Genomic DNA, 19,128 nt, shown 5'->3' with positions numbered 1-19,128 from the left:
CGAGCGCGGCCGCGCCTTACCGGGAATTTCTCCTATGTCCTCCATGCGAACTCACTACTGCGGTCTCGTGACCGAACAACTGACCGGCCAGGAAGTGGCCCTGACCGGCTGGGTGCAACGGCGCCGCGACCACGGCGGCGTGATCTTCATCGACCTGCGCGATCGCGAAGGGCTGGTGCAGGTCGTCTGCGATCCGGACCGCCCGGAGATGTTCAAGGTCGCCGAGGACATCCGCAACGAGTTCTGCATCCGCGTGACCGGCAAGGTGCGCGCGCGCCCGGCCGGCACCGAGAACGCCAACCTGACCTCGGGCAAGATCGAGGTGCTGTGCCACGAGCTGACCGTGCTGAACCCGTCGGTCACGCCGCCGTTCCAGCTCGACGACGACAACCTGTCGGAGACCACGCGCCTGACGCACCGCGTGCTGGACCTGCGCCGCCCGCAGATGCAGTACAACCTGCGCCTGCGCTACAAGGTCGCGATGGAAGTGCGCAAGTACCTGGACGAGCAGGGCTTCATCGACATCGAGACGCCGATGCTGGGCAAGAGCACGCCGGAAGGCGCGCGCGACTACCTGGTGCCGTCGCGGGTCAACCCGGGCCACTTCTTCGCGCTGCCGCAGTCGCCGCAGCTGTTCAAGCAGATGCTGATGGTGTCGGGGTTCGATCGCTACTACCAGATCACCAAGTGCTTCCGCGACGAGGACCTGCGCGCCGACCGCCAGCCGGAATTCACGCAGATCGACTGCGAGACCTCGTTCCTGACCGAGCAGGACATCCGCGACCTGTTCGAGAACATGATCCGCACGGTGTTCAAGAACACCATCGGCGTGGCGCTGGACGACCGCTTCCCGGTGATGGAGTTCCGCGAGGCGATGGCCCGCTTCGGCTCGGACAAGCCGGACCTGCGCGTCAAGCTCGAATTCACCGAGCTGACCGAGGTCATGAAGGACGTCGACTTCAAGGTGTTCTCGGGTCCGGCCAACAGCGACAACGGCCGCGTGGTCGCGCTGCGCGTGCCCGGCGGCGGCCAGATCTCGCGCGGCGAGATCGATGCCTATACGCAGTTCGTCGCGATCTACGGCGCCAAGGGCCTGGCCTGGATCAAGGTCAACGAAGTGGCCAAGGGCCGCGACGGCCTGCAGTCGCCGATCGTCAAGAACCTGCATGACGCCGCCATCGCGGAGATCCTGAAGCGCTCGGGCGCGCAGGACGGCGACATCCTGTTCTTCGGCGCCGACAAGGCCAAGGTGGTCAACGACGCGATCGGCGCGCTGCGCCTGAAGATCGGCCACTCGGAATTCGGCAAGGCCAACGGCCTGTTCGAGGACGCGTGGAAGCCGCTGTGGGTCGTCGACTTCCCGATGTTCGAGTACGACGAGGAAGACGCCCGCTGGGTCGCGATGCACCACCCGTTCACCAGCCCGAAGGACGAGCATCTGGAATACCTGGCCACCGATCCGGGCAAGTGCATCGCCAAGGCCTACGACATGGTGCTCAACGGCTGGGAAATCGGCGGCGGCTCGGTGCGGATCTATCGCGAGGACGTGCAGAGCAAGGTGTTCCGCGCGCTGAAGATCAACGAGGAAGAGGCGCGCGCCAAGTTCGGCTATCTGCTGGACGCGCTGCAGTACGGCGCGCCCCCGCATGGCGGCATCGCCTTCGGCCTGGACCGCATCGTCACGATGATGGCCGGCGCCGATTCGATCCGCGACGTGATCGCGTTCCCGAAGACCCAGCGCGCGCAGGATCTGCTGACGCAGGCGCCGAGCTCGGTCGACGAGAAGCAGCTGCGCGAGCTGCATATCCGGCTGCGCACGCCCGAGCCGAAGGCTTCGGCGTGATGCCGCTGGCGAGCTAGCGAGAGACGACGGCCGTGCGCGAGCGCGGCCGTTTTTTGTTTGTGTAGGCTGGGGAGGGCGATCGAGGTTTCCAATTGTTTCCCGTGGGAACGATCGGCCACCTCGCTGGGTCATCCATCGGGCTGCCACCGGCAGCAGCGCCTGACAACGGAGAACAAAGGTGACACTGGATATCGAACTGATCCGCCAATTCCTGCTGCAGCATGCGGAGACGATCCTGACCTGGCTGGTCGCCGGGTTGGTGATGATGCTGCTGGCGCGCTTCGAGCTGCGCCGCGCGGTGCGCAGGTCCGCGCAGGCGATGTCGGAATCGGTGGCGACCACGGTGGCCGCCTGCGTTCCCGATATCGCGCATGCCGCCCAGGTCGGCAGCGCGGCGGCCGAGGGCGGCGCGGTGCAGATGCAGCGCGCCGAGGCGCTGCGGCGCGTGGCGCTGGACACCGTGGCGGCGGTGATGGCGCGCGGGCGCTGGCTCGAGGAGGTCGGCAACCTGCGCCTGCCCGAAGACGCGTTGCTGCCGGGCCGCCGCGGCAGCGGGGCCGATCCGCTGCTGGTGGTGGCGCCGCAGCCCGTGGTGCAGGCCTACCTGGCCGCGCAGCGCACCTTCGAAACGATGGCCGCGCAATTGCAGGCCCGCCGCCGCGACGCGCTGGCGCTGCAGGACGCGGCCCAGGCGCTGGTGGCCGAGGCCGCGCAGATCGAGCAGGAGACCGCCAGCATCGTGCTGCGCTTCGAACAGGTGAACGCCCAGGCCGCGCAGGCCCCGCAGGGCGAAGGCGGCGACTACCAGCGCTTCCTGATCCAGAAGTACCACGCGCTGGGCCAGCGCGAGAAGGAGGTCGCACAGGCCCGCACCGAGATGCAGGCGCGCGCCACCCAGGCCGCCGAGGCGCTGGCGACCGAGGCGCACGCGGCCGCGGCGCGCTACACCGAATCGCTGGCGCCGCTGATGCAGCAGTTGCGCGCCGCCTGGGGCCACGGCGACTCACCCGACGTGTTCGACAGCTGGGTGCGCGAAGCTTCCGTCCGGGAAGAGCGCGCCTGAGCGCCAGGTTTTGTCGCTCTCTTGCTTGCCGGGAGAGTCAGTCCGATCCCAACGATTTTCTCCCCTCTCCCGCTTGCGGAAGAGGGGCGGGGGAGAGGGCAGGGGGCGGTCGTTATGCCTTCGCGGTATGAAAACCACCCCCCCTCTGCCCAACCCTCTCCCCCTGAGGGGAGAGGGAGGACACCGAGAGCACCCCTCCGTGCCTTCTTCATCACATCACCCCCACGCCTCCAGGGCTTGTCGGACTAACCCCGGTGGCGCCATCAGGCAACTGCGTTAAGCTTGTCAGCCTGTTCCCGTCCGATCCCATGCCCTACAAGATTCCCGAATCCGTGCTGGTCGTGATTCATACGACCGATCTGCAGGTCCTGCTGCTGGAGCGGGCCGACCGTCCCGGCTTCTGGCAATCGGTCACCGGCAGCCTCGATACCCCCGACGAACCCCTGGCATTGACCGCCGCCCGCGAGGTGGCCGAGGAGACCGGCATCGTCGCGAGCGAGCACCGGCTGCAGGACTGGGGCCACCATATCGAATACGAGATCTACCCCGAATGGCGCCATCGCTACGCGCCCGGGGTCACGCGCAACGTCGAGCACTGGTTCGGCCTGTGCGTCGACCGGCCGCTGCCGGTCACGCTGGCGCCGCGCGAGCATCTGCAGTCGGTCTGGCTGCCGTGGGAGCAGGCGGCCGCGCGCTGCTTCTCGTCGAGCAATGCCGAGGCGGTCCGCCAGCTGGCCTGGCGCGCCGCGGCCGGGGCGACCGCCTGTGCGACCGCCTGTGCGACGGACGCCGCCGGCCCCGCCGCCGTCGCGGGCGCCGGCCTGGCCGGAGGGACGCGATGAAGTTGCGCGTGGTCACGTACAACATTCACAAGGGACTGACCGGCTTCGCGCGCCGCCCGCGCATCCAGCACGTCCGCGACGGCCTGCAGACGGTCGACGCCGACATCGTGTTCCTGCAGGAAGTGCAGGACCGCAACGATCGCCTGGTGGCCGCCGCGCTGTTTGATTCCGACTACACGCAGCTGAACTACCTGGCGACCGACGCCTATCCGCATTCGGTCTACGGCCGCAACGCGGTCTACGACCATGGCCACCATGGCAACGCGATCCTGTCTCGCCATCCGATCCTGATGTCGGAGAACCTCGATATCTCGGACCATCGCTTCGAGCAGCGCGGGCTGCTGCATGCGGTGGCCGATGTCCACGGCATCGAGGCGCATCTGATCTGCGTGCATTTCGGCCTGTTCGCGCGCAGCCGGGCGCGCCAGGCCGAGGCGCTGGTCGAACGGGTGCGCAACGTGGTGCCGGCGGACGCGCCGCTGGTGATCGCCGGCGACTTCAACGACTGGAACCACCGGCTTGACGCGCTGATCTGCAATACGCTCGGCGCGCTGGAAGCCTCGCATGCGCGCGGGTCGCGGCTGCATACCTTTCCGAGCCATATGCCGTGGTGGCAGCTCGACCGGATCTATGTGCGCGGTTTCGAGATCGAGCGTGCCCGCGTGCTGACAGGACGCGACTGGGCGCAGCGCTCGGACCATGTGCCGCTGGTCGCCGAGCTTGCGCGGCCGCAGGTGCCCGAGGTCAATCCGCGGCACAGCGACGAGACGGCGGGCGCGGCCGGCTAGTCGCCGGGTTCGCTGGCCCGGCGGCGAAGCCGCGCTACAGCTTTCGCTTCAGCGACAGTCCGGCCTGCTCCCGCACGAAGGCCTCGATGGCGTCGATCCGGTTCAGGTCGAGCACCGGCAGCCGGGTCAGCGCGGCCACCTGCTCGGGGTCGTCCGTGGCGACGCCGACGATGCCGGGCACGTCGGGCCACAGCGGCGGCCGGCCATGGCCGGGACGATAGACCTCTAGCTTGGGCACGTCGCTGTGCTTGTATCCCTCGACCAGAACCAGGTCGGTATCGGCGGGCAGCACCGCCAGCGCGTCGGCCAGTTCGGGCGAGGGCGCGCCTTCGTCGTAGCGGCGCATCAGCGTCAGGTGGCGCGCGCCGACCAGCACCACATTGGCGCAGCCGGCCTCGCGCATGCGCCACGAATCCTTGCCCGGGGTGTCCGGGTCGAATCCGTGATGGGTGTGTTTGATGCCGGCCACGCGCAGGCCGGCGGCGACGAAGCGGGGGATCAACTGGTCCAGCAAGGTGGTCTTGCCGCTGCCGGAAGTGCCGGCGATACCGAAAACCTTCACGATCGAATCAGCTCAGTGCGCGGGGGCGAGGGTGGGACGATGTCGTGGACAGGCTGTCAATGCAGACGCCATCGCAGCCGCCAACGAAGTGGGGAACAAAATCGGGAACAAAGTCGGGAATAAATCGCGACGATAGCAGAGTCGGGCCGCGCCCGTCCGTCCTGTTCCGCCTGCCCCGCGCCGGACCCGATGCCTGGTTCGACATCCCGCGCCGCTGCGCGCCGGGTGGCGTTTCCGCCGCCAGGTGACCGATAATGCCGTCATGTCCTTGCCCGAGAGCCCAAGCGAATCCGTCCGCTCTTCCATGACCGCCGTCGCCCATGCGGTGGAAGGCACGACGGAGGCGGCCGCCGCCACGACCCTCGACGCGCGCCACGGCTCCCGCCTGTTGCGCGGCGGGCCCGGCCGGCCGGTCGGCGGCAATCGCGTCGAGCTGCTGCGCGGCGGCGCCGACTACTTTCCCGCGCTGATCGCGGCGATCGACCAGGCGGTGCTGTCGGTCTCGCTGGAGACCTATATCTATGCCGACGACGAGGTCGGCCAGGCGGTCGCCGACGCGCTGCTGCGCGCGGTCGAGCGCGGCGTGCGCGTGCACCTGCTGGTCGACGGCTTCGGCGCCGGCGACATGCCGGCGCCGCTGGTCGAGCGCCTGGAGCAGGGCGGCGTCAGGCTGCGCGTCTATCGGCCGCTGCGCGGCTTCCGGCTGGCGCGCCGGCATCTGCGCCGGCTGCACCGCAAGCTGGCGGTGATCGACCGGCGCATCGCCTTTGTCGGCGGCATCAACATCATCGACGACCACAATCACGGCCCTTTCGACGAGGCGCAGCTCGGTCCGCGCTACGACTTCGCGGTGCGGGTCACCGGTCCGCTGGCGAGCCAGATCGCGCTGAGCGCCGAGCGGCTGTGGTGGCGGCTCGCGCTGCGCGGCGAGATGCAGGGCGGGGGGCTGGCCGGCGGCCTGTCGGGCCTGGCCGGCGAGTTTCCGCTGCCGCAGGGCCCGCTGCCCGCGCCGGCCGACGGCGGCGGCGTGCGCGCCGCGCTGCTGCTGCGCGACAACCTGCGCAACCGCCGCACCATCGAGCGCGCCTATCTGCAGGCGCTGGGCGCGGCGCGGCACGACGTGATCATCGCCAACGCCTATTTCCTGCCCGGGGCCAAGATGCGGCGCGCGCTGCTGGCCTGCCGCCGCCGCGGCGTGCGGGTACGGCTGCTGCTGCAAGGCATGGTCGAATACAGGCTGCAGCACTACGCGACCCACGCGCTGTACGCGACGCTGCTCGAGGCCGGCGTCGAGATCCACGAATACGCCGAGAGCTTCCTGCACGCCAAGGTCGCGGTGGTCGACGACAGCTGGGCGACGGTCGGTTCCAGCAATATGGATCCGTTCAGCCTGCTGCTGGCGCGCGAGGCCAATGTCGCGGTCTACGACGAGGCCTTTGCCGCCGGGCTGCGCCGCGAGCTGGAACGGGCGATCGCGCTGCGCAGCGCCCGGGTCGTGCCCGAGGATCATGCCCGCCGCGGACGCCTGCGGCGCTGCCTGGACTGGATGGCGTACATGCTGTTGCGCTTCGGCGTCATGGTGGCCGGGGCCGCTGGCCGCTACTGAGCGTGGCATGCCGGTGCTGCCTTGCGGCAAAATGCGGCGCGCACCGGCACGTCGGCCTCGCCACCGATGCGGACCGCCGGATGTTGCACCGCAGTTCGGCCGGCGCGCGGTTTAGAAACGAAGGTCTAATTAAAAACTTGATAGCGGCAGGCGCGGCCAGAATAATCTGAACGACCGTTCTTTTTTGGCTTAGACTGCGTGCATTCGCCGCCCCGGCTCCGCTCTACCCTGCGGGCCGGCGGCGATCGACATCACCGGCCAGGGCCAAGCGCGGCATCGCGAACCGATGCCGCAAAAAGTACGGAGAAAAATCATGCGACACCAGTCAGCCCGTCTCGAATCCGCCGCCAACGCTTCTCCCACCCCGATGCGCAAGGGGGAGATGACGCGCGTGGCGATTCTCGACGCCGCACTGGAATTGTCGTCCCGCGACGGACTCGAAGGTTTGACGATCGGTCTGCTCGCGGAACGCATGCAAATGAGCAAGAGCGGCGTGTTCGCGCATTTCGGTTCGCGCGAAGACCTGCAGGTGGAGGTGGTGCGCGAGTATCACCGCCGGTTCGAGCAGGAGGTCTTCTATCCCTCGCTGAACGAGCCGCGCGGTCTGCCGCGGCTGTGGTCGATGGTGCGGCGCTGGATGGAAAAGCGGATCCAGGAAGTCACCACCGGCTGCATCTACATCAGCGGGGCGGTCGAATACGATGACCGCGCGGAAAGCCCGGTGCGCGACGAGCTGATCAAGAGCGTCACGATCTGGCGGGCCGCGCTGACACGCGCGATCGAACAGGCCAAGGAAGAAGGCCATCTGCGCGCGGACTGCGATCCGCGGCTGATGCTGTTCGAGATGTACAGCCTCGAACTGGGGCTGCATCACGACGCCCGCTTCCTGCGCCTGCCCGACAGCGCCGAGCTTGCCATGGTCGCGCTCAACAAGCTGATTCAGTCCTACCGTACCTGATGCCGCCGCGGGCATAGCGTGCTGGAAGCACGAGCGGCGCGGCGGCTTCGCCAACTCCAAAGGAGATCTTGATGGGCCAGTACACCGCTCCGCTGCGCGACATGCAATTCGTGCTGCACGAACTGCTCGGCGTCGAGGCCGAGCTCAAGGCGATGCCGCCGCACGCGGACATCGACGCGGACACCATCAACCAGGTCATCGAGGAAGCCGGCAAGTTCTGCTCGGAAGTCATTTTCCCGTTGAACCAGAGCGGCGACCGCGAGGGCTGCACCCACCACGGCGACGGCGTCGTGACCGCGCCGTCCGGCTTCAAGGAAGCCTACCGGCAGTACGTCGAGGCCGGCTGGCCGGCGCTGGCGTGCGATCCCGAATTCGGCGGCCAGGGCCTGCCGATCCTGGTCAACAACGCGCTCTACGAGATGCTGAACTCGGCGAACCAGGCCTGGACCATGTACCCCGGCCTGTCGCACGGGGCCTACGAGGCGCTGCACGCGCACGGCACCCCGGAGCTGCAGCAGCGCTACCTGCCCAAGCTGGTATCGGGCGAGTGGACCGGCACGATGTGCCTGACCGAGCCGCACTGCGGCACCGACCTGGGCATCCTGCGCACCAGGGCCGAACCGCTGGACGATGGCTCGTACAGCCTGACCGGCACCAAGATCTTCATCTCGGCGGGCGAGCACGACCTGTCGGCCAACATCATCCATCTGGTGCTGGCGCGCCTGCCTGACGCGCCGCAGGGCACCAAGGGCATCTCGCTGTTCGTGGTGCCGAAGTTCATTCCCGACGCCGACGGCAATCCGGGCGAGCGCAACGGCATCGTCTGCGGATCGATCGAGCACAAGATGGGCATCCACGGCAATGCCACCTGCGTGATGAACCTGGACGGCGCGCGCGGCTGGCTGGTCGGCGAGCCGAACAAGGGCCTGAACGCGATGTTCGTGATGATGAACGCCGCGCGGCTCGGCGTCGGCATGCAGGGCCTGGGGCTGACCGAGGTCGCCTACCAGAACTCGGCGGCCTACGCGAAGGAGCGGCTGCAGATGCGTTCGCTGACCGGGCCGAAGGCACCGGACAAGCCGGCCGATCCGATCATCGTGCACCCGGACGTGCGCCGCATGCTGCTGACGCAGAAGGCCTTCGCCGAAGGCGGCCGCGCGTTCAGCTACTGGACCGCGCTGCAGATCGACCGCGAGCTGTCGCACCCGGACGAGGCCGTGCGCAAGCAGGCCGGCGACCTGGTCGCGCTGCTGACGCCGGTGATCAAGGCCTTCCTGACCGACAATGCGTTCATCGCCACCAACGAAGGGATGCAGGTGTTCGGCGGCCACGGCTATATCTCCGAATGGGGCATGGAGCAGTACGTGCGCGATGCCCGCATCAACATGATCTACGAGGGCACCAACACGATCCAGGCGCTGGACCTGCTGGGCCGCAAGATCCTCGGCGACATGGGCGCGAAGATGAAGGCCTTCGGCAAGATCGTGCAGGAGTTCGTCGAGGCCGAGGGCACCAACGAGGCGATGCAGGAGTTCGTCAATCCGCTGGCGGACCTGGGCGACAAGGTGCAGAAGCTGACGATGGAGATCGGCATGAAGGCGATGGCCAATCCCGACGAGGTCGGCGCCGCCGCGGTGCCGTACCTTCGCGTGGTCGGCCACCTGGTGTTCGCCTATTTCTGGGCCCGCATGGCGAAGATCGCGCTGGAGAAGCAGGGGACGCAGGACGGCGGCGGCGACAAGTTCTACACCGCCAAGCTGGCCACCGCGCGCTTCTATTTCGCCAAGCTGCTGCCGGAGACCGCCGCGCAGATCCGCATGGCGCGCGCCGGCGCCGCGCCGCTGATGGCGCTGGACGCGGAATTGTTCTGATCGGTCGGAGAAAAGCCAGGTCGTTGCCCGCTCTACGGTTTTCCCCTCTCCCGCTTGCGGGGGAGGGGTAGGGGAGAGGGAAAGCGGCGGTCGATCCAGCGATATCGCGTGCTGGGAGCGCCGATGCCCTCTCCCCCAGCCCCTCTCCCGCGAGGCGGGAGAGGGGAGAGGACCCGCCAAGGGAAATGGCAGCGACCGTACCATCCGACCCCACCTGTTCAACCGCTCACTACCAGGAGCGCGCATGTCCAATTTCATCGTCAAGAAAGTCGCCGTGCTCGGTGCCGGCGTCATGGGCGCGCAGATCGCGGCCCACCTCGTCAATGCCCGCGTGCCGGTGGTGCTGTTCGACCTGCCGGCCAAGGAAGGCCCCAAGAACGGCATCGTGCTGCGGGCCATCGACAACCTGAAGAAGCTGTCCCCGGCGCCGCTCGGCCTGAAGGACGACGCCGGCCTGATCCGCGCCGCCAACTACGAGGACGACCTCGCGCTGCTGAAGGAATGCGACCTGGTGATCGAGGCGATCGCCGAGCGCATGGACTGGAAGCACGACCTGTACAGGAAGGTCGCGCCGCACCTGGGCGCCGACGCGATCTTCGCCACCAATACCTCGGGCCTGTCGATCACCGCGCTGTCCGACGGCTTCGATGCCGAGCTGAAGGCGCGCTTCTGCGGCGTGCACTTCTTCAATCCGCCGCGCTACATGCATCTGGTCGAGCTGATCCCGACCGAGGCCACGCAGCCGGCGATCCTGGATCGCCTCGAAGCCTTCCTGACCACCACGCTCGGCAAGGGCGTGGTGCGCGCCAAGGACACGCCGAACTTCATCGCCAACCGCGTCGGCATCTTCTCGATCCTGGCCGTGTTCGCCGAGGCCGAGAAGTACGGCATTCCGTTCGACGTGGTCGACGACCTGACCGGCAGCAAGCTGGGCCGCGCCAAGTCCGCGACCTTCCGCACCGCCGACGTGGTGGGCCTGGACACGATGGCCCACGTGATCAGGACCATGCAGGACAACCTGCAGGACGATCCGTTCGCGCCGGTCTACCAGACGCCCGCGGTGCTCAAGTCGCTGGTCGATGCCGGCGCGCTGGGCCAGAAGACCGGCGCCGGCTTCTACAGGAAGGAAGGCAAGCAGATCAAGGTGCTCGACGCGAAGACCGGCCAGTATGTCGACGCCGGCGGCAAGGCCGACGAGATCGTCGCGCGCATGCTGAAGAAGGAACCGGCCGAGCGCATCAAGCTGCTGCGCGAATCGGGCAATCCGCAGGCGCAGTTCCTGTGGGCGATCTTCCGCGACGTGTTCCACTACATCGCCGTCTATCTCGAGCAGATTGCCGGTTCGGCCGCCGACGTCGACCTGGCGATCCGCTGGGGCTTCGGCTGGAACTCGGGCCCGTTCGAGGACTGGCAGGCCGCCGGTTGGCAGCAGGTCGCGCAATGGGTCAAGGAAGACATCGAGGCCGGCAAGGCGCTGTCGAAGGCGCCGCTGCCCGACTGGGTCTTCGCCGGCCCGGTCGCCGACAACCAGGGCGTGCATTCGGCGCAGGGCTCGTGGTCGCCGGCCACGCAGTCGTTCGCCGGCCGCAGCGCGCTGCCGGTCTATCGCCGCCAGGCCTTCCGCGCCGCCCTGAAGGGCAGCGACGCGGTCGATCCGCGCAAGGCCGGCCGCACCGTCGAGCAGAACGACGCGGTGCGGATCTGGGTCTGCGAGGGCCAGGACGACGTGCTGGTGATCTCGTTCAACAGCAAGATGAACACGATCGGACCGGACACCATCGACGGGCTGATCCGCGCGATCGACCTCGCCGAGAGCGCCTACAAGGGCCTGGTGGTGTGGCAGCCGACCTCGCTGCAGCTGGGCGCGCCGGGCGGTCCGTTCTCGGCGGGCGCGAACCTGGAGGCCGCGATGCCGGCCTTCATGATGGGCGGCGCCAAGGGCGTCGAGCCCTTCGTCAGGAAGTTCCAGGACGGCATGATGCGCGTCAAGTACGCCGCGGTGCCGGTGGTATCGGCGGCGTCGGGCATCGCGCTGGGCGGCGGCTGCGAGCTGATGCTGCATTCGGCCCGGCGCGTGGCCGCGCTGGAGACCTATGTGGGCCTGGTCGAGGTCGGCGTGGGGCTGGTGCCGGCCGGCGGCGGCCTGAAGGACGCCGCGCTGGCGGCCGCGCGCGCGGCGCAGGCGGCGGGCAGCACGAACTATCTGCAGTTCCTGACGCAGCGCTTCCAGAACGCGGCGATGGCCAAGGTCTCGGGCTCGGCGCTGGAGGCGCGGCAGATGGGCTATCTGCAGCCCACCGATCCGATCGTCTTCAACGTGCACGAGCTGCTGCACGTCGCCTGCAGCGAGGTGCGCGCGCTGCACGAGGCCGGCTACCGTCCGCCCGCGCAGGGCGAACTGGTACCCGTGGCGGGCCGCTCGGGCATCGCCACGATCAAGGCGTCGCTGGTCAACATGCGCGACGGCGGCTTCATCTCCGCGCACGACTTCCTGATCGCCTCGCGCATCGCCGAGGCGGTCTGCGGCGGCGACGTCGAGGCAGGGGCGCTGGTCAGCGAGGAATGGCTGCTGGCGCTGGAGCGCCGCGCCTTTATCGAACTGCTGGGCAACCCCAAGACGCAGGAACGCATCATGGGCATGCTGCAGACCGGCAAGCCGGTGCGCAACTAATCGGCACGCGAGGAAATCGATCATGAAACAACTGCAAGACGCCTATATCGTTGCCGCGACCCGCACGCCGATCGGCAAGGCGCCCAAGGGCGCGTTCAAGCACTACCGGCCCGACGATCTGCTGGCCACCACGCTGCGCGCCGCGCTGGCGCAGGTACCGAACCTGGACCCGGCGCTGATCGAGGACGCCATCGTCGGCTGTGCGATTCCCGAAGCGCAGCAGGGCCTGAACGTCGCGCGCATCGGCGCGCTGCTGTCGGGCCTGCCGACCTCGGTCGGCGGCATCACCGTGAACCGCTTCTGCGCGTCGGGCCTGAGCGCCGTCGCGATGGCGGCCGACCGCATCCGCGTCGGCGAGGCCGACGTGATGATCGCCGCCGGCGTCGAATCGATGAGCATGGTGCCGATGATGGGCAATACGCCATCGATGTCGCCGTCGATCTTCGCGCGCGACGAGAACGTCGGCATTGCCTACGGCATGGGTTTGACGGCCGAGCAGGTCGCGCGCCAATGGAAGGTCAGCCGCGAGGACCAGGACGCCTTCGCGCTGGCCTCGCACCAGAAGGCGCTGGCCGCGCAGCAGGCAGGCGAGTTCGCCGACGAGATCACGCCGGTCGAGATCGTCGAGAAGCTGCCGAACCTGGCCAGCGGCGAGGTCGAGCTCAAGACCCGCACGCTGTCGCTGGACGAGGGCCCGCGTCCCGATACCTCGCTCGAAGGGCTGGCAAAGCTGCGCCCGGTGTTCGCCAACAAGGGCAGCGTGACCGCCGGCAACAGCTCGCAGACGTCGGACGGCGCCGGCGCGCTGATCCTGGTCTCGGAGAAGATCCTGAAGGCCTGCAACCTGGTGCCGCTGGCGCGCTTCGTGTCGTTCGCGGTGCGCGGCGTGCCGCCGGAGATCATGGGCATCGGTCCGAAGGAAGCGATTCCCGCCGCGCTGAAGGCCGCCGGCATGACGCAGGACCAGCTCGACTGGATCGAGCTGAACGAGGCGTTCGCCGCGCAGGCGCTGGCGGTGATCCGCGACCTGGGGCTCGATCCGGGCAAGCTGAACCGGATGGGCGGCGCGATCGCGCTCGGCCACCCGCTCGGCGCGACCGGCGCAATCCGTTCGGCCACCGTGGTGCATGCGCTGCGCCGGCACAACCTGAAGTACGGCATGGTGACCATGTGCGTCGGCACGGGCATGGGCGCCGCCGGTATCTTCGAACGGGTTTGACGCGAATCGTTCTGCAAGCCGTCCCGTGGGCCGTCCTTCTGGCGGGCGGCTCCCGGGGGTCCGCCCGGTTCCGGCCGCCCGCCCCACCGACAAGAACACCGACCACCAAGGAGACACCATGAGCATCCTGACCCGCATCGAGCAAGGCGTGCTGACCATCGAGTTCGACCGCCTGGACAAGAAGAACGCGATCACCGCGGCGATGTACCAGCAGATGGCCGACGCGCTGCGGGCCGCCGCGAGCGACGACGCCGTGCGGGCGATCGTGATCCGCGGCAAGGACGAGATCTTTACCGCCGGCAACGATCTCGAGGACTTCCTGAAGCGGCCGCCGAGCAGCGGGGAGGATGCCGCCAAGGCGCCCGTGTTCCAGTTCCTGCACGAGATCAGCCATGCGGCCAAGCCGCTGGTGGCGGCGGTCAGCGGGCCGGCGGTCGGCATCGGCACCACGCTGCTGCTGCATTGCGACCTGGTCTATGCGGCCGAGAGCGCGCGCTTCTCGCTGCCGTTCGTGCAGCTGGGGTTGTGCCCGGAGGCCGCGTCGAGCCTGCTGCTGCCGCGCCTGGCCGGCTACCAGCGCGCCGCCGAGAAGCTGCTGCTGGGCGAGCCGTTCGGCGCGCAGGAGGCCCAGCAGATCGGCCTCGTCACGCGCGTGGTCGCGGCTGGCGAGCTGCACGACTTCGCGCTGGCGCAGGCGCGCAAGCTGGCGGCGCTGCCGGCGTCGTCGCTGCGGGAGACCAAGCGGCTGATGAAGGGGGTTGAAACCGCGCAGATGGAAACGCAGATGGCGCAGGAAGGCGCGGTGTTCCGCCGGCTGCTGCAGTCACCGGAAGCGAAGGAGGCCTTCACGGCATTCTTCGAGAAACGCAAGCCGGATTTCTCGAAGTTCAGTTGAAGGGTTGGGGCGGGGGAAACCACCCCCTCTGCCCGGCCCTCTCCCCCTGAGGGGGAGAGGGAGAACCCGATCGGTAGAGCTTGACGCTGCGGTCGGTTTTCTCCCCTCTCCCGCTCGCGGGAGAGGGGCCGGGGGAGAGGGCAAGGGCGCCCGCTATGCCGCCGCGAGCGACACCCTCAAACCTTCGGCAGCACCCGCGGCTGCCGTTCCTCGTCGGTCGCGACATAGGTCAACGTGGCCTCGGTGACCTTGACGATCTCGTTGCTATGGCGCATCCGCTGCGCATAGACCTCGACCTCGACGGTGATCGAGGTCCGCCCCGTCTTGACGATGTCGGCATAGAAGCTGACCAGGTCGCCGACGAACACCGGATGCTTGAACAGGAACGAATTGACCGCGACCGTGGCGACGCGGCCCTGCGCGCGCTCGACCGCGGGAATCGAACCGGCGATGTCGACCTGCGCCATGATCCAGCCGCCGAACACGTCGCCGTGCACGTTGGCATCGGCGGGCATCGGCACCACGCGCAGCGCGGGGTTCTTGCCGGGAGGCAGGGACGACAGGGTTTCGGTCAGATTCATGGTGCATCCGGTTAGCGGCGAGGCGGGGCGCAGGGGAGGGCGAAGCGGGGTAAAAACCCCCCGGGCCGAACTCTGCGACAATCGCATATTGGCCCGAATTCTAACGTATGCGACGCTATTCCACGACGGACGAGCCGGCCCCCACGGCCCCGTCTTCGCCGCTGTTCTCCGGCGCGCGCGGCCAGCGCAGCGACTGGCAGACCGTGCGCAATCTGCTTCCCTATCTGTGGCATTACAAGTGGCGCGTGATGCTGGCGCTCACCTGCCTGGTGGCCGCCAAGGCGGCCAATCTCGGCGTGCCGGTGCTGATGAAGCGGCTGATCGATGCGATGAACATCGCCCCAGGCGATCCGCGCGCGCTGCTGGCAGTGCCGGCTGGCCTGATCGTCGCCTACGGCCTGCTGCGGCTGTCGACCACGCTGTTTACCGAACTGCGCGAGATCCTGTTCTCCAAGGTCACGCAGAGCGCGGTGCGCGAGATCGCGCTGCAGGTGTTCCGCCATCTGCACAGCCTGTCGCTGCGCTTCCATCTGGATCGCCAGACCGGCGGCATGAGCCGCGACATCGAACGGGGCACGCGCGGCATCCAGTCGCTGATCTCGTATTCGCTGTACAGCATCCTGCCGACGCTGATCGAGATGGCGCTGGTGATGGGCTTCTTCCTGCTGCACTACGACATCTGGTTCGCCGCGATCACCGGCGGCGCGCTGCTCGCCTATATCGTCTTCACGGTGGTGGTGACCGAATGGCGCACGCACTTCCGCCGCAAGATGAACGAGCTCGATTCGCGCGCCAACCAGAAGGCGATCGACTCGCTGCTGAACTTCGAGACCGTCAAGTATTTCGGCAACGAGGCCTACGAGGCCGCGCGCTACGACGAGAACCTGCGCACCTACCGGACCGCCGCGATCCGCTCGCAGAACTCGCTGTCGCTGCTGAACTTCGGCCAGCAGGCGATCATCGCGATCGGCCTGATCCTGATCCTGTGGCGCGCCACCGTCGGCGTGGCGCAGGGCGTGCTGACGCTGGGCGACCTGGTGCTGGTCAACACGCTGATGATCCAGCTGTATATCCCGCTTAATTTCCTGGGCGTGATCTATCGCGAGATCAAGCAGGCCACCACCGACATGGACCGGATGTTCGTGCTGCTCGGCACCAACCGCGAAGTCGCCGACGCGCCCGATGCCAGGCCGCTGGCCGTGCGCGGTGCCGAAGTGCGCTTCAGCCATGTCGGCTTTGGCTACGACAGCAACCGGCGCATCCTCGACGATGTCGATTTCACGATCGCCGCGGGCACCACCACCGCGGTGGTCGGCCATAGCGGCTCGGGCAAATCGACGCTGGCGCGGCTGCTGTTCCGCTTCTACGACGTCGGCAGCGGCGCGGTGCTGGTCGACGGCCAGGACATCCGCACCGTGACGCAGGACAGCCTGCGGCGCGCGATCGGCATCGTGCCGCAGGACACGGTGCTGTTCAACGACAGCATCTACTACAACATCGCCTACGGCCGCCCGGGCGCGAGCCGCGAGGAGGTCATCGAGGCCGCGCGCGCCGCGCAGATCGACGCCTTCATCCGCGAACTGCCGCAGGGCTACGACACGCCGGTCGGCGAGCGCGGGCTGAAGCTGTCCGGCGGCGAGAAGCAGCGCGTGGCGATCGCTCGCACGCTGCTGAAGAACCCGCCGATCCTGATCTTCGACGAAGCGACCTCGGCGCTGGACTCGCGCACCGAGCAGGCGATCCAGGCCGAGCTGATGCGGCTGGCGCAGAACCGCACCACGCTGCTGATCGCGCACCGGCTGTCCACCGTGGTGCATGCCGACCAGATCCTGGTGATGGACCGCGGCCGCATCGTCGAGCGCGGCACGCATGCGGAACTGATGCGCGCCGACGGCCGCTATGCCGAGATGTGGCGCATCCAGGCGCGCAGCGCCGCGCAGGGCGCCGCGGCCGCGGACGGCGGCGAGCTGGCCGGCATCGAGGGCGCCGCGGCGGTCGCGGCCGATCTCGGCGACGCGACGCAGGACGCCTGAGGCCACCGAGGTCGCCTTCGCATTGTCGACAATGGCGGCGCGCAATCGCGCGCGGCCATGTCCGATGCACAAGTTTGGTTGGACAAGACGCCGCGGCCATGCCCCGCTTTGGGGCGGTTTCGATGCGGTTTTGGCTGGCATATCGCTTGCAGACACTGTTCGCGCAAAACAGGCACGAACAGGAGAGCAAACATGCCGCAAGACAAGCCGCACCACGGGTCGCATCACCAGCATACGCAGCAGGACACGCATCGCCACGCGCAGGCGCGACAGACCTGCGCCGGCACGGCGCCATCGACGCTGCGCCGCCGGATGCTGCGGCTCGGCACGATGCTGGGCACCGCGATGGTGCTGTCGACACAATGGGCCGCGCCGGCCCATGCACAGGCCGCGACCAAGGTCCGCTTCCAGCTCGACTGGCGCTTCGAGGGTCCTTCGGCGCTGTTCCTGCTCGGCGAGCAGAAGGGCTACTACAAGGCCGAGAAGCTCGATGTGTCGATCGACGCGGGCAACGGCTCGGGCAATGTGGTCAACCGGGTGGCCTCCGGCACCTATGACATGGGCTTCGCCGACCTGGCCTCGGTGATGGAGTTCTACGGCAACAACCCGGACGCGAAGAACAAGCCGGTGGCCGTGATGATGGTCTACAACAATACGCCGGCCGCGGTGCTGGCGCTGAAGAAGTCGGGCATCAAGGCGCCGAAGGACCTGGCCGGCAAGAAGCTCGGCGCCCCGGTGTTCGACGCGGGCCGCCGCGCCTTCCCGATCTTCGCCAGGGCCAACGGCCTGCAGGCATCGAGCTTCAACTGGCAGGCGATGGACCCGACGCTGCGCGAGACCATGCTGACGCGCGGCGATCTCGATGCGATCACCGGTTTCTCGTTCACCTCGATCCTGAACCTCAATGCGCGCGGCGTGAAGGACGAGGACATCGTGGTGCTGCCGTACCCGCAATACGGCGTCAAGCTGTACGGCAATGCGGTGATCGCGTCGGAGGACTTCCTGAAGAAGAACCCCGAGGCGGTCAAGGCCTTCCTGCGCGCGTTCGCGAAGTCGGCGCGCGACGTGATCGCGAGGCCCGAGGAAGGCATCAAGGCGGTCAAGGCGCGCGACGGCATCATCGACGAGAAGCTGGAGGTCCGGCGCCTGAAGCTGGCGCTCGATAGCGTGGTCAGGTCGCCCGACGCGAAGGCCGACGGCTTCGGCCGCGTCAACAAGCCGCGGCTGTCGCTGATGGCGTCGCAGGTCGCCGATGCGTTCGGCACCAAGGGCCGGATCAATCCGGATGCGCTGTGGACCGACGCCTATCTGCCGTCGGCGGCCGAACTGGACGTGCTGCGATGACGGTGGAAACTGCTCCGATCGCTGTTGCACCGGCCGCGCTGCCCGGCGCGGACGCCGAATCTCCCTTCGTCGACTTCAACCGCGTCTGGCTGGCCTACAACGACGAGCTCGCCCGCAAGGGCGAGTTCGCGGTCGAGGACATCTCGCTGCAGGTGCAGCCGGGCGAGTTCATCGCGATCGTCGGGCCGTCGGGCTGCGGCAAGTCGACCTTCATGAAGCTCGCCACCGGGCTGAAGCCGGCCACGCGCGGCGTGGTCAAGATCGCCGGCGAGAAGGTGACGGGCCCGCTGAAGATGGTCGGCATGGCCTTCCAGGCGCCGACGCTGCTGCCGTGGCGCACCACGCTGCAGAACGTGATGCTGCCGCTGGAGATCGTGGAGCCGTACCGCTCGACGCTGCGGGCCCGCCGCGACGAATACGTCGAGCGCGCCCGCACGCTGCTGCGCACCGTGGGCCTGGCCGGCTACGAGGACAAGTACCCGTGGCAGCTGTCGGGCGGCATGCAGCAGCGCGCGTCGATCTGCCGCGCGCTGATCCACGAGCCGCGCATGCTGCTGCTGGACGAACCGTTCGGCGCGCTCGACGCCTTCACGCGGGAAGAACTGTGGTGCGTGCTGCGCGACCTGTGGCAGGCCCAGCGCTTCAACGTGATCCTGGTCACCCACGATCTGCGCGAGGCGGTGTTCCTCGCCGACACGGTCTACGTGATGAGCCAGCGGCCGGGCCGCATCCTGATGCGCAAGCCGATCGCGCTGCCGCGTCCGCGCGATCTGGAACTGACCTATACCGAACCCTTCGCCGATCTGGTGCACACGCTGCGCGAGAAGATCGGCCATGTCCGCCAGCACTGAG

General features: G+C 68.2%; 15 protein-coding genes. 13 read left to right on the top strand and 2 right to left on the bottom strand.

From position 1 onward, the window contains the following. The first annotated feature begins 34 nt into the window (after positions 1 to 34). The 4 genes from aspS to LRR16_RS04770 all read left to right on the top strand — a co-directional run bounded on the left by aspS (position 35) and on the right by LRR16_RS04770 (position 4,536). Complete coding sequence (gene aspS, locus LRR16_RS04785; protein ID WP_023264446.1) at positions 35 to 1,843, top strand: aspartate--tRNA ligase; 1,809 nt, start codon at positions 35 to 37, stop codon at positions 1,841 to 1,843. 178 nt (positions 1,844 to 2,021) lie between these two features. Beyond that, a complete protein-coding gene (locus tag LRR16_RS04780; RefSeq protein ID WP_064572612.1) occupies positions 2,022 to 2,906 on the top strand; it encodes a hypothetical protein in 885 nt (294 codons plus the stop codon). Between the two features lie 308 nt (positions 2,907 to 3,214). Beyond that, positions 3,215 to 3,748 carry a dihydroneopterin triphosphate diphosphatase gene (nudB, locus tag LRR16_RS04775; protein WP_064572614.1) on the top strand — a complete coding sequence of 178 codons (534 nt, stop codon included), beginning with the start codon at positions 3,215 to 3,217 and terminating at the stop codon, positions 3,746 to 3,748. Beyond that, on the top strand, positions 3,745 to 4,536 hold the full coding sequence (locus LRR16_RS04770) for an endonuclease/exonuclease/phosphatase family protein (protein WP_006579302.1): 792 nt from the start codon (positions 3,745 to 3,747) through the stop codon (positions 4,534 to 4,536). Before nudB ends, LRR16_RS04770 begins: the two co-directional genes overlap by 4 nt. 34 nt (positions 4,537 to 4,570) lie before the next feature. Here the strand turns inward: LRR16_RS04770 and mobB are convergent, their stop codons facing one another. Continuing rightward, a complete protein-coding gene (gene mobB / locus LRR16_RS04765) occupies positions 4,571 to 5,098 on the bottom strand; it encodes a molybdopterin-guanine dinucleotide biosynthesis protein B (protein WP_232204933.1) in 528 nt (175 codons plus the stop codon). Positions 5,099 to 5,402: 304 nt separating this feature from the next. Here mobB and clsB point away from each other — a divergent pair, with 304 nt between their 5' ends. From clsB to LRR16_RS04735, 6 genes are all read left to right on the top strand, one after another. Beyond that, positions 5,403 to 6,704: a cardiolipin synthase ClsB gene (gene clsB, locus LRR16_RS04760; protein WP_064572617.1), complete on the top strand. Its 1,302-nt coding sequence runs from the start codon at positions 5,403 to 5,405 to the stop codon at positions 6,702 to 6,704. A 367-nt stretch (positions 6,705 to 7,071) separates the two neighbouring features. Further along, entirely contained in the window at positions 7,072 to 7,662 is a 591-nt protein-coding gene (locus LRR16_RS04755; RefSeq protein ID WP_006578334.1) for a TetR/AcrR family transcriptional regulator, read from the top strand. A gap of 71 nt (positions 7,663 to 7,733) precedes the next feature. Continuing rightward, positions 7,734 to 9,533 carry an acyl-CoA dehydrogenase C-terminal domain-containing protein gene (locus LRR16_RS04750; protein WP_232204932.1) on the top strand — a complete coding sequence of 600 codons (1,800 nt, stop codon included), beginning with the start codon at positions 7,734 to 7,736 and terminating at the stop codon, positions 9,531 to 9,533. A gap of 244 nt (positions 9,534 to 9,777) precedes the next feature. Continuing rightward, a complete protein-coding gene (locus LRR16_RS04745) occupies positions 9,778 to 12,204 on the top strand; it encodes a 3-hydroxyacyl-CoA dehydrogenase/enoyl-CoA hydratase family protein (RefSeq protein ID WP_232204931.1) in 2,427 nt (808 codons plus the stop codon). 19 nt (positions 12,205 to 12,223) lie between these two features. Further along, positions 12,224 to 13,423: an acetyl-CoA C-acyltransferase gene (locus LRR16_RS04740; protein ID WP_064572622.1), complete on the top strand. Its 1,200-nt coding sequence runs from the start codon at positions 12,224 to 12,226 to the stop codon at positions 13,421 to 13,423. Positions 13,424 to 13,541: 118 nt separating this feature from the next. Beyond that, positions 13,542 to 14,318, top strand: coding sequence for an enoyl-CoA hydratase (locus LRR16_RS04735; RefSeq protein WP_232204930.1), 777 nt, complete (start codon positions 13,542 to 13,544; stop codon positions 14,316 to 14,318). Between the two features lie 176 nt (positions 14,319 to 14,494). Here LRR16_RS04735 and LRR16_RS04730 read toward each other — a convergent pair whose 3' ends face one another. Further along, positions 14,495 to 14,899: an acyl-CoA thioesterase gene (locus LRR16_RS04730; protein ID WP_064572623.1), complete on the bottom strand. Its 405-nt coding sequence runs from the start codon at positions 14,897 to 14,899 to the stop codon at positions 14,495 to 14,497. 107 nt (positions 14,900 to 15,006) lie between these two features. Between LRR16_RS04730 and LRR16_RS04725 the strand changes: the two genes are divergently transcribed. The 3 genes from LRR16_RS04725 (at position 15,007) to LRR16_RS04715 (ending at position 19,127) form a co-directional block, all read left to right on the top strand. Then, a complete protein-coding gene (locus tag LRR16_RS04725; protein WP_232204929.1) occupies positions 15,007 to 16,932 on the top strand; it encodes an ABC transporter ATP-binding protein/permease in 1,926 nt (641 codons plus the stop codon). A gap of 345 nt (positions 16,933 to 17,277) precedes the next feature. Then, positions 17,278 to 18,276 (top strand): ABC transporter substrate-binding protein, encoded by a 999-nt coding sequence (locus tag LRR16_RS04720; RefSeq protein ID WP_370646757.1) that lies wholly within the window; start codon positions 17,278 to 17,280, stop codon positions 18,274 to 18,276. Further along, positions 18,273 to 19,127 (top strand): ABC transporter ATP-binding protein, encoded by an 855-nt coding sequence (locus LRR16_RS04715; protein WP_232204928.1) that lies wholly within the window; start codon positions 18,273 to 18,275, stop codon positions 19,125 to 19,127. Before LRR16_RS04720 ends, LRR16_RS04715 begins: the two co-directional genes overlap by 4 nt. The last annotated feature ends 1 nt before the right edge of the window (position 19,128 follow it).

This window comes from Cupriavidus sp. UGS-1 (assembly GCF_021213615.1).
In the GTDB taxonomy this organism is placed as follows: Bacteria; Pseudomonadota; Gammaproteobacteria; order Burkholderiales; family Burkholderiaceae; genus Cupriavidus.
This window is presented reverse-complemented; position numbering and strand designations above follow the sequence as displayed.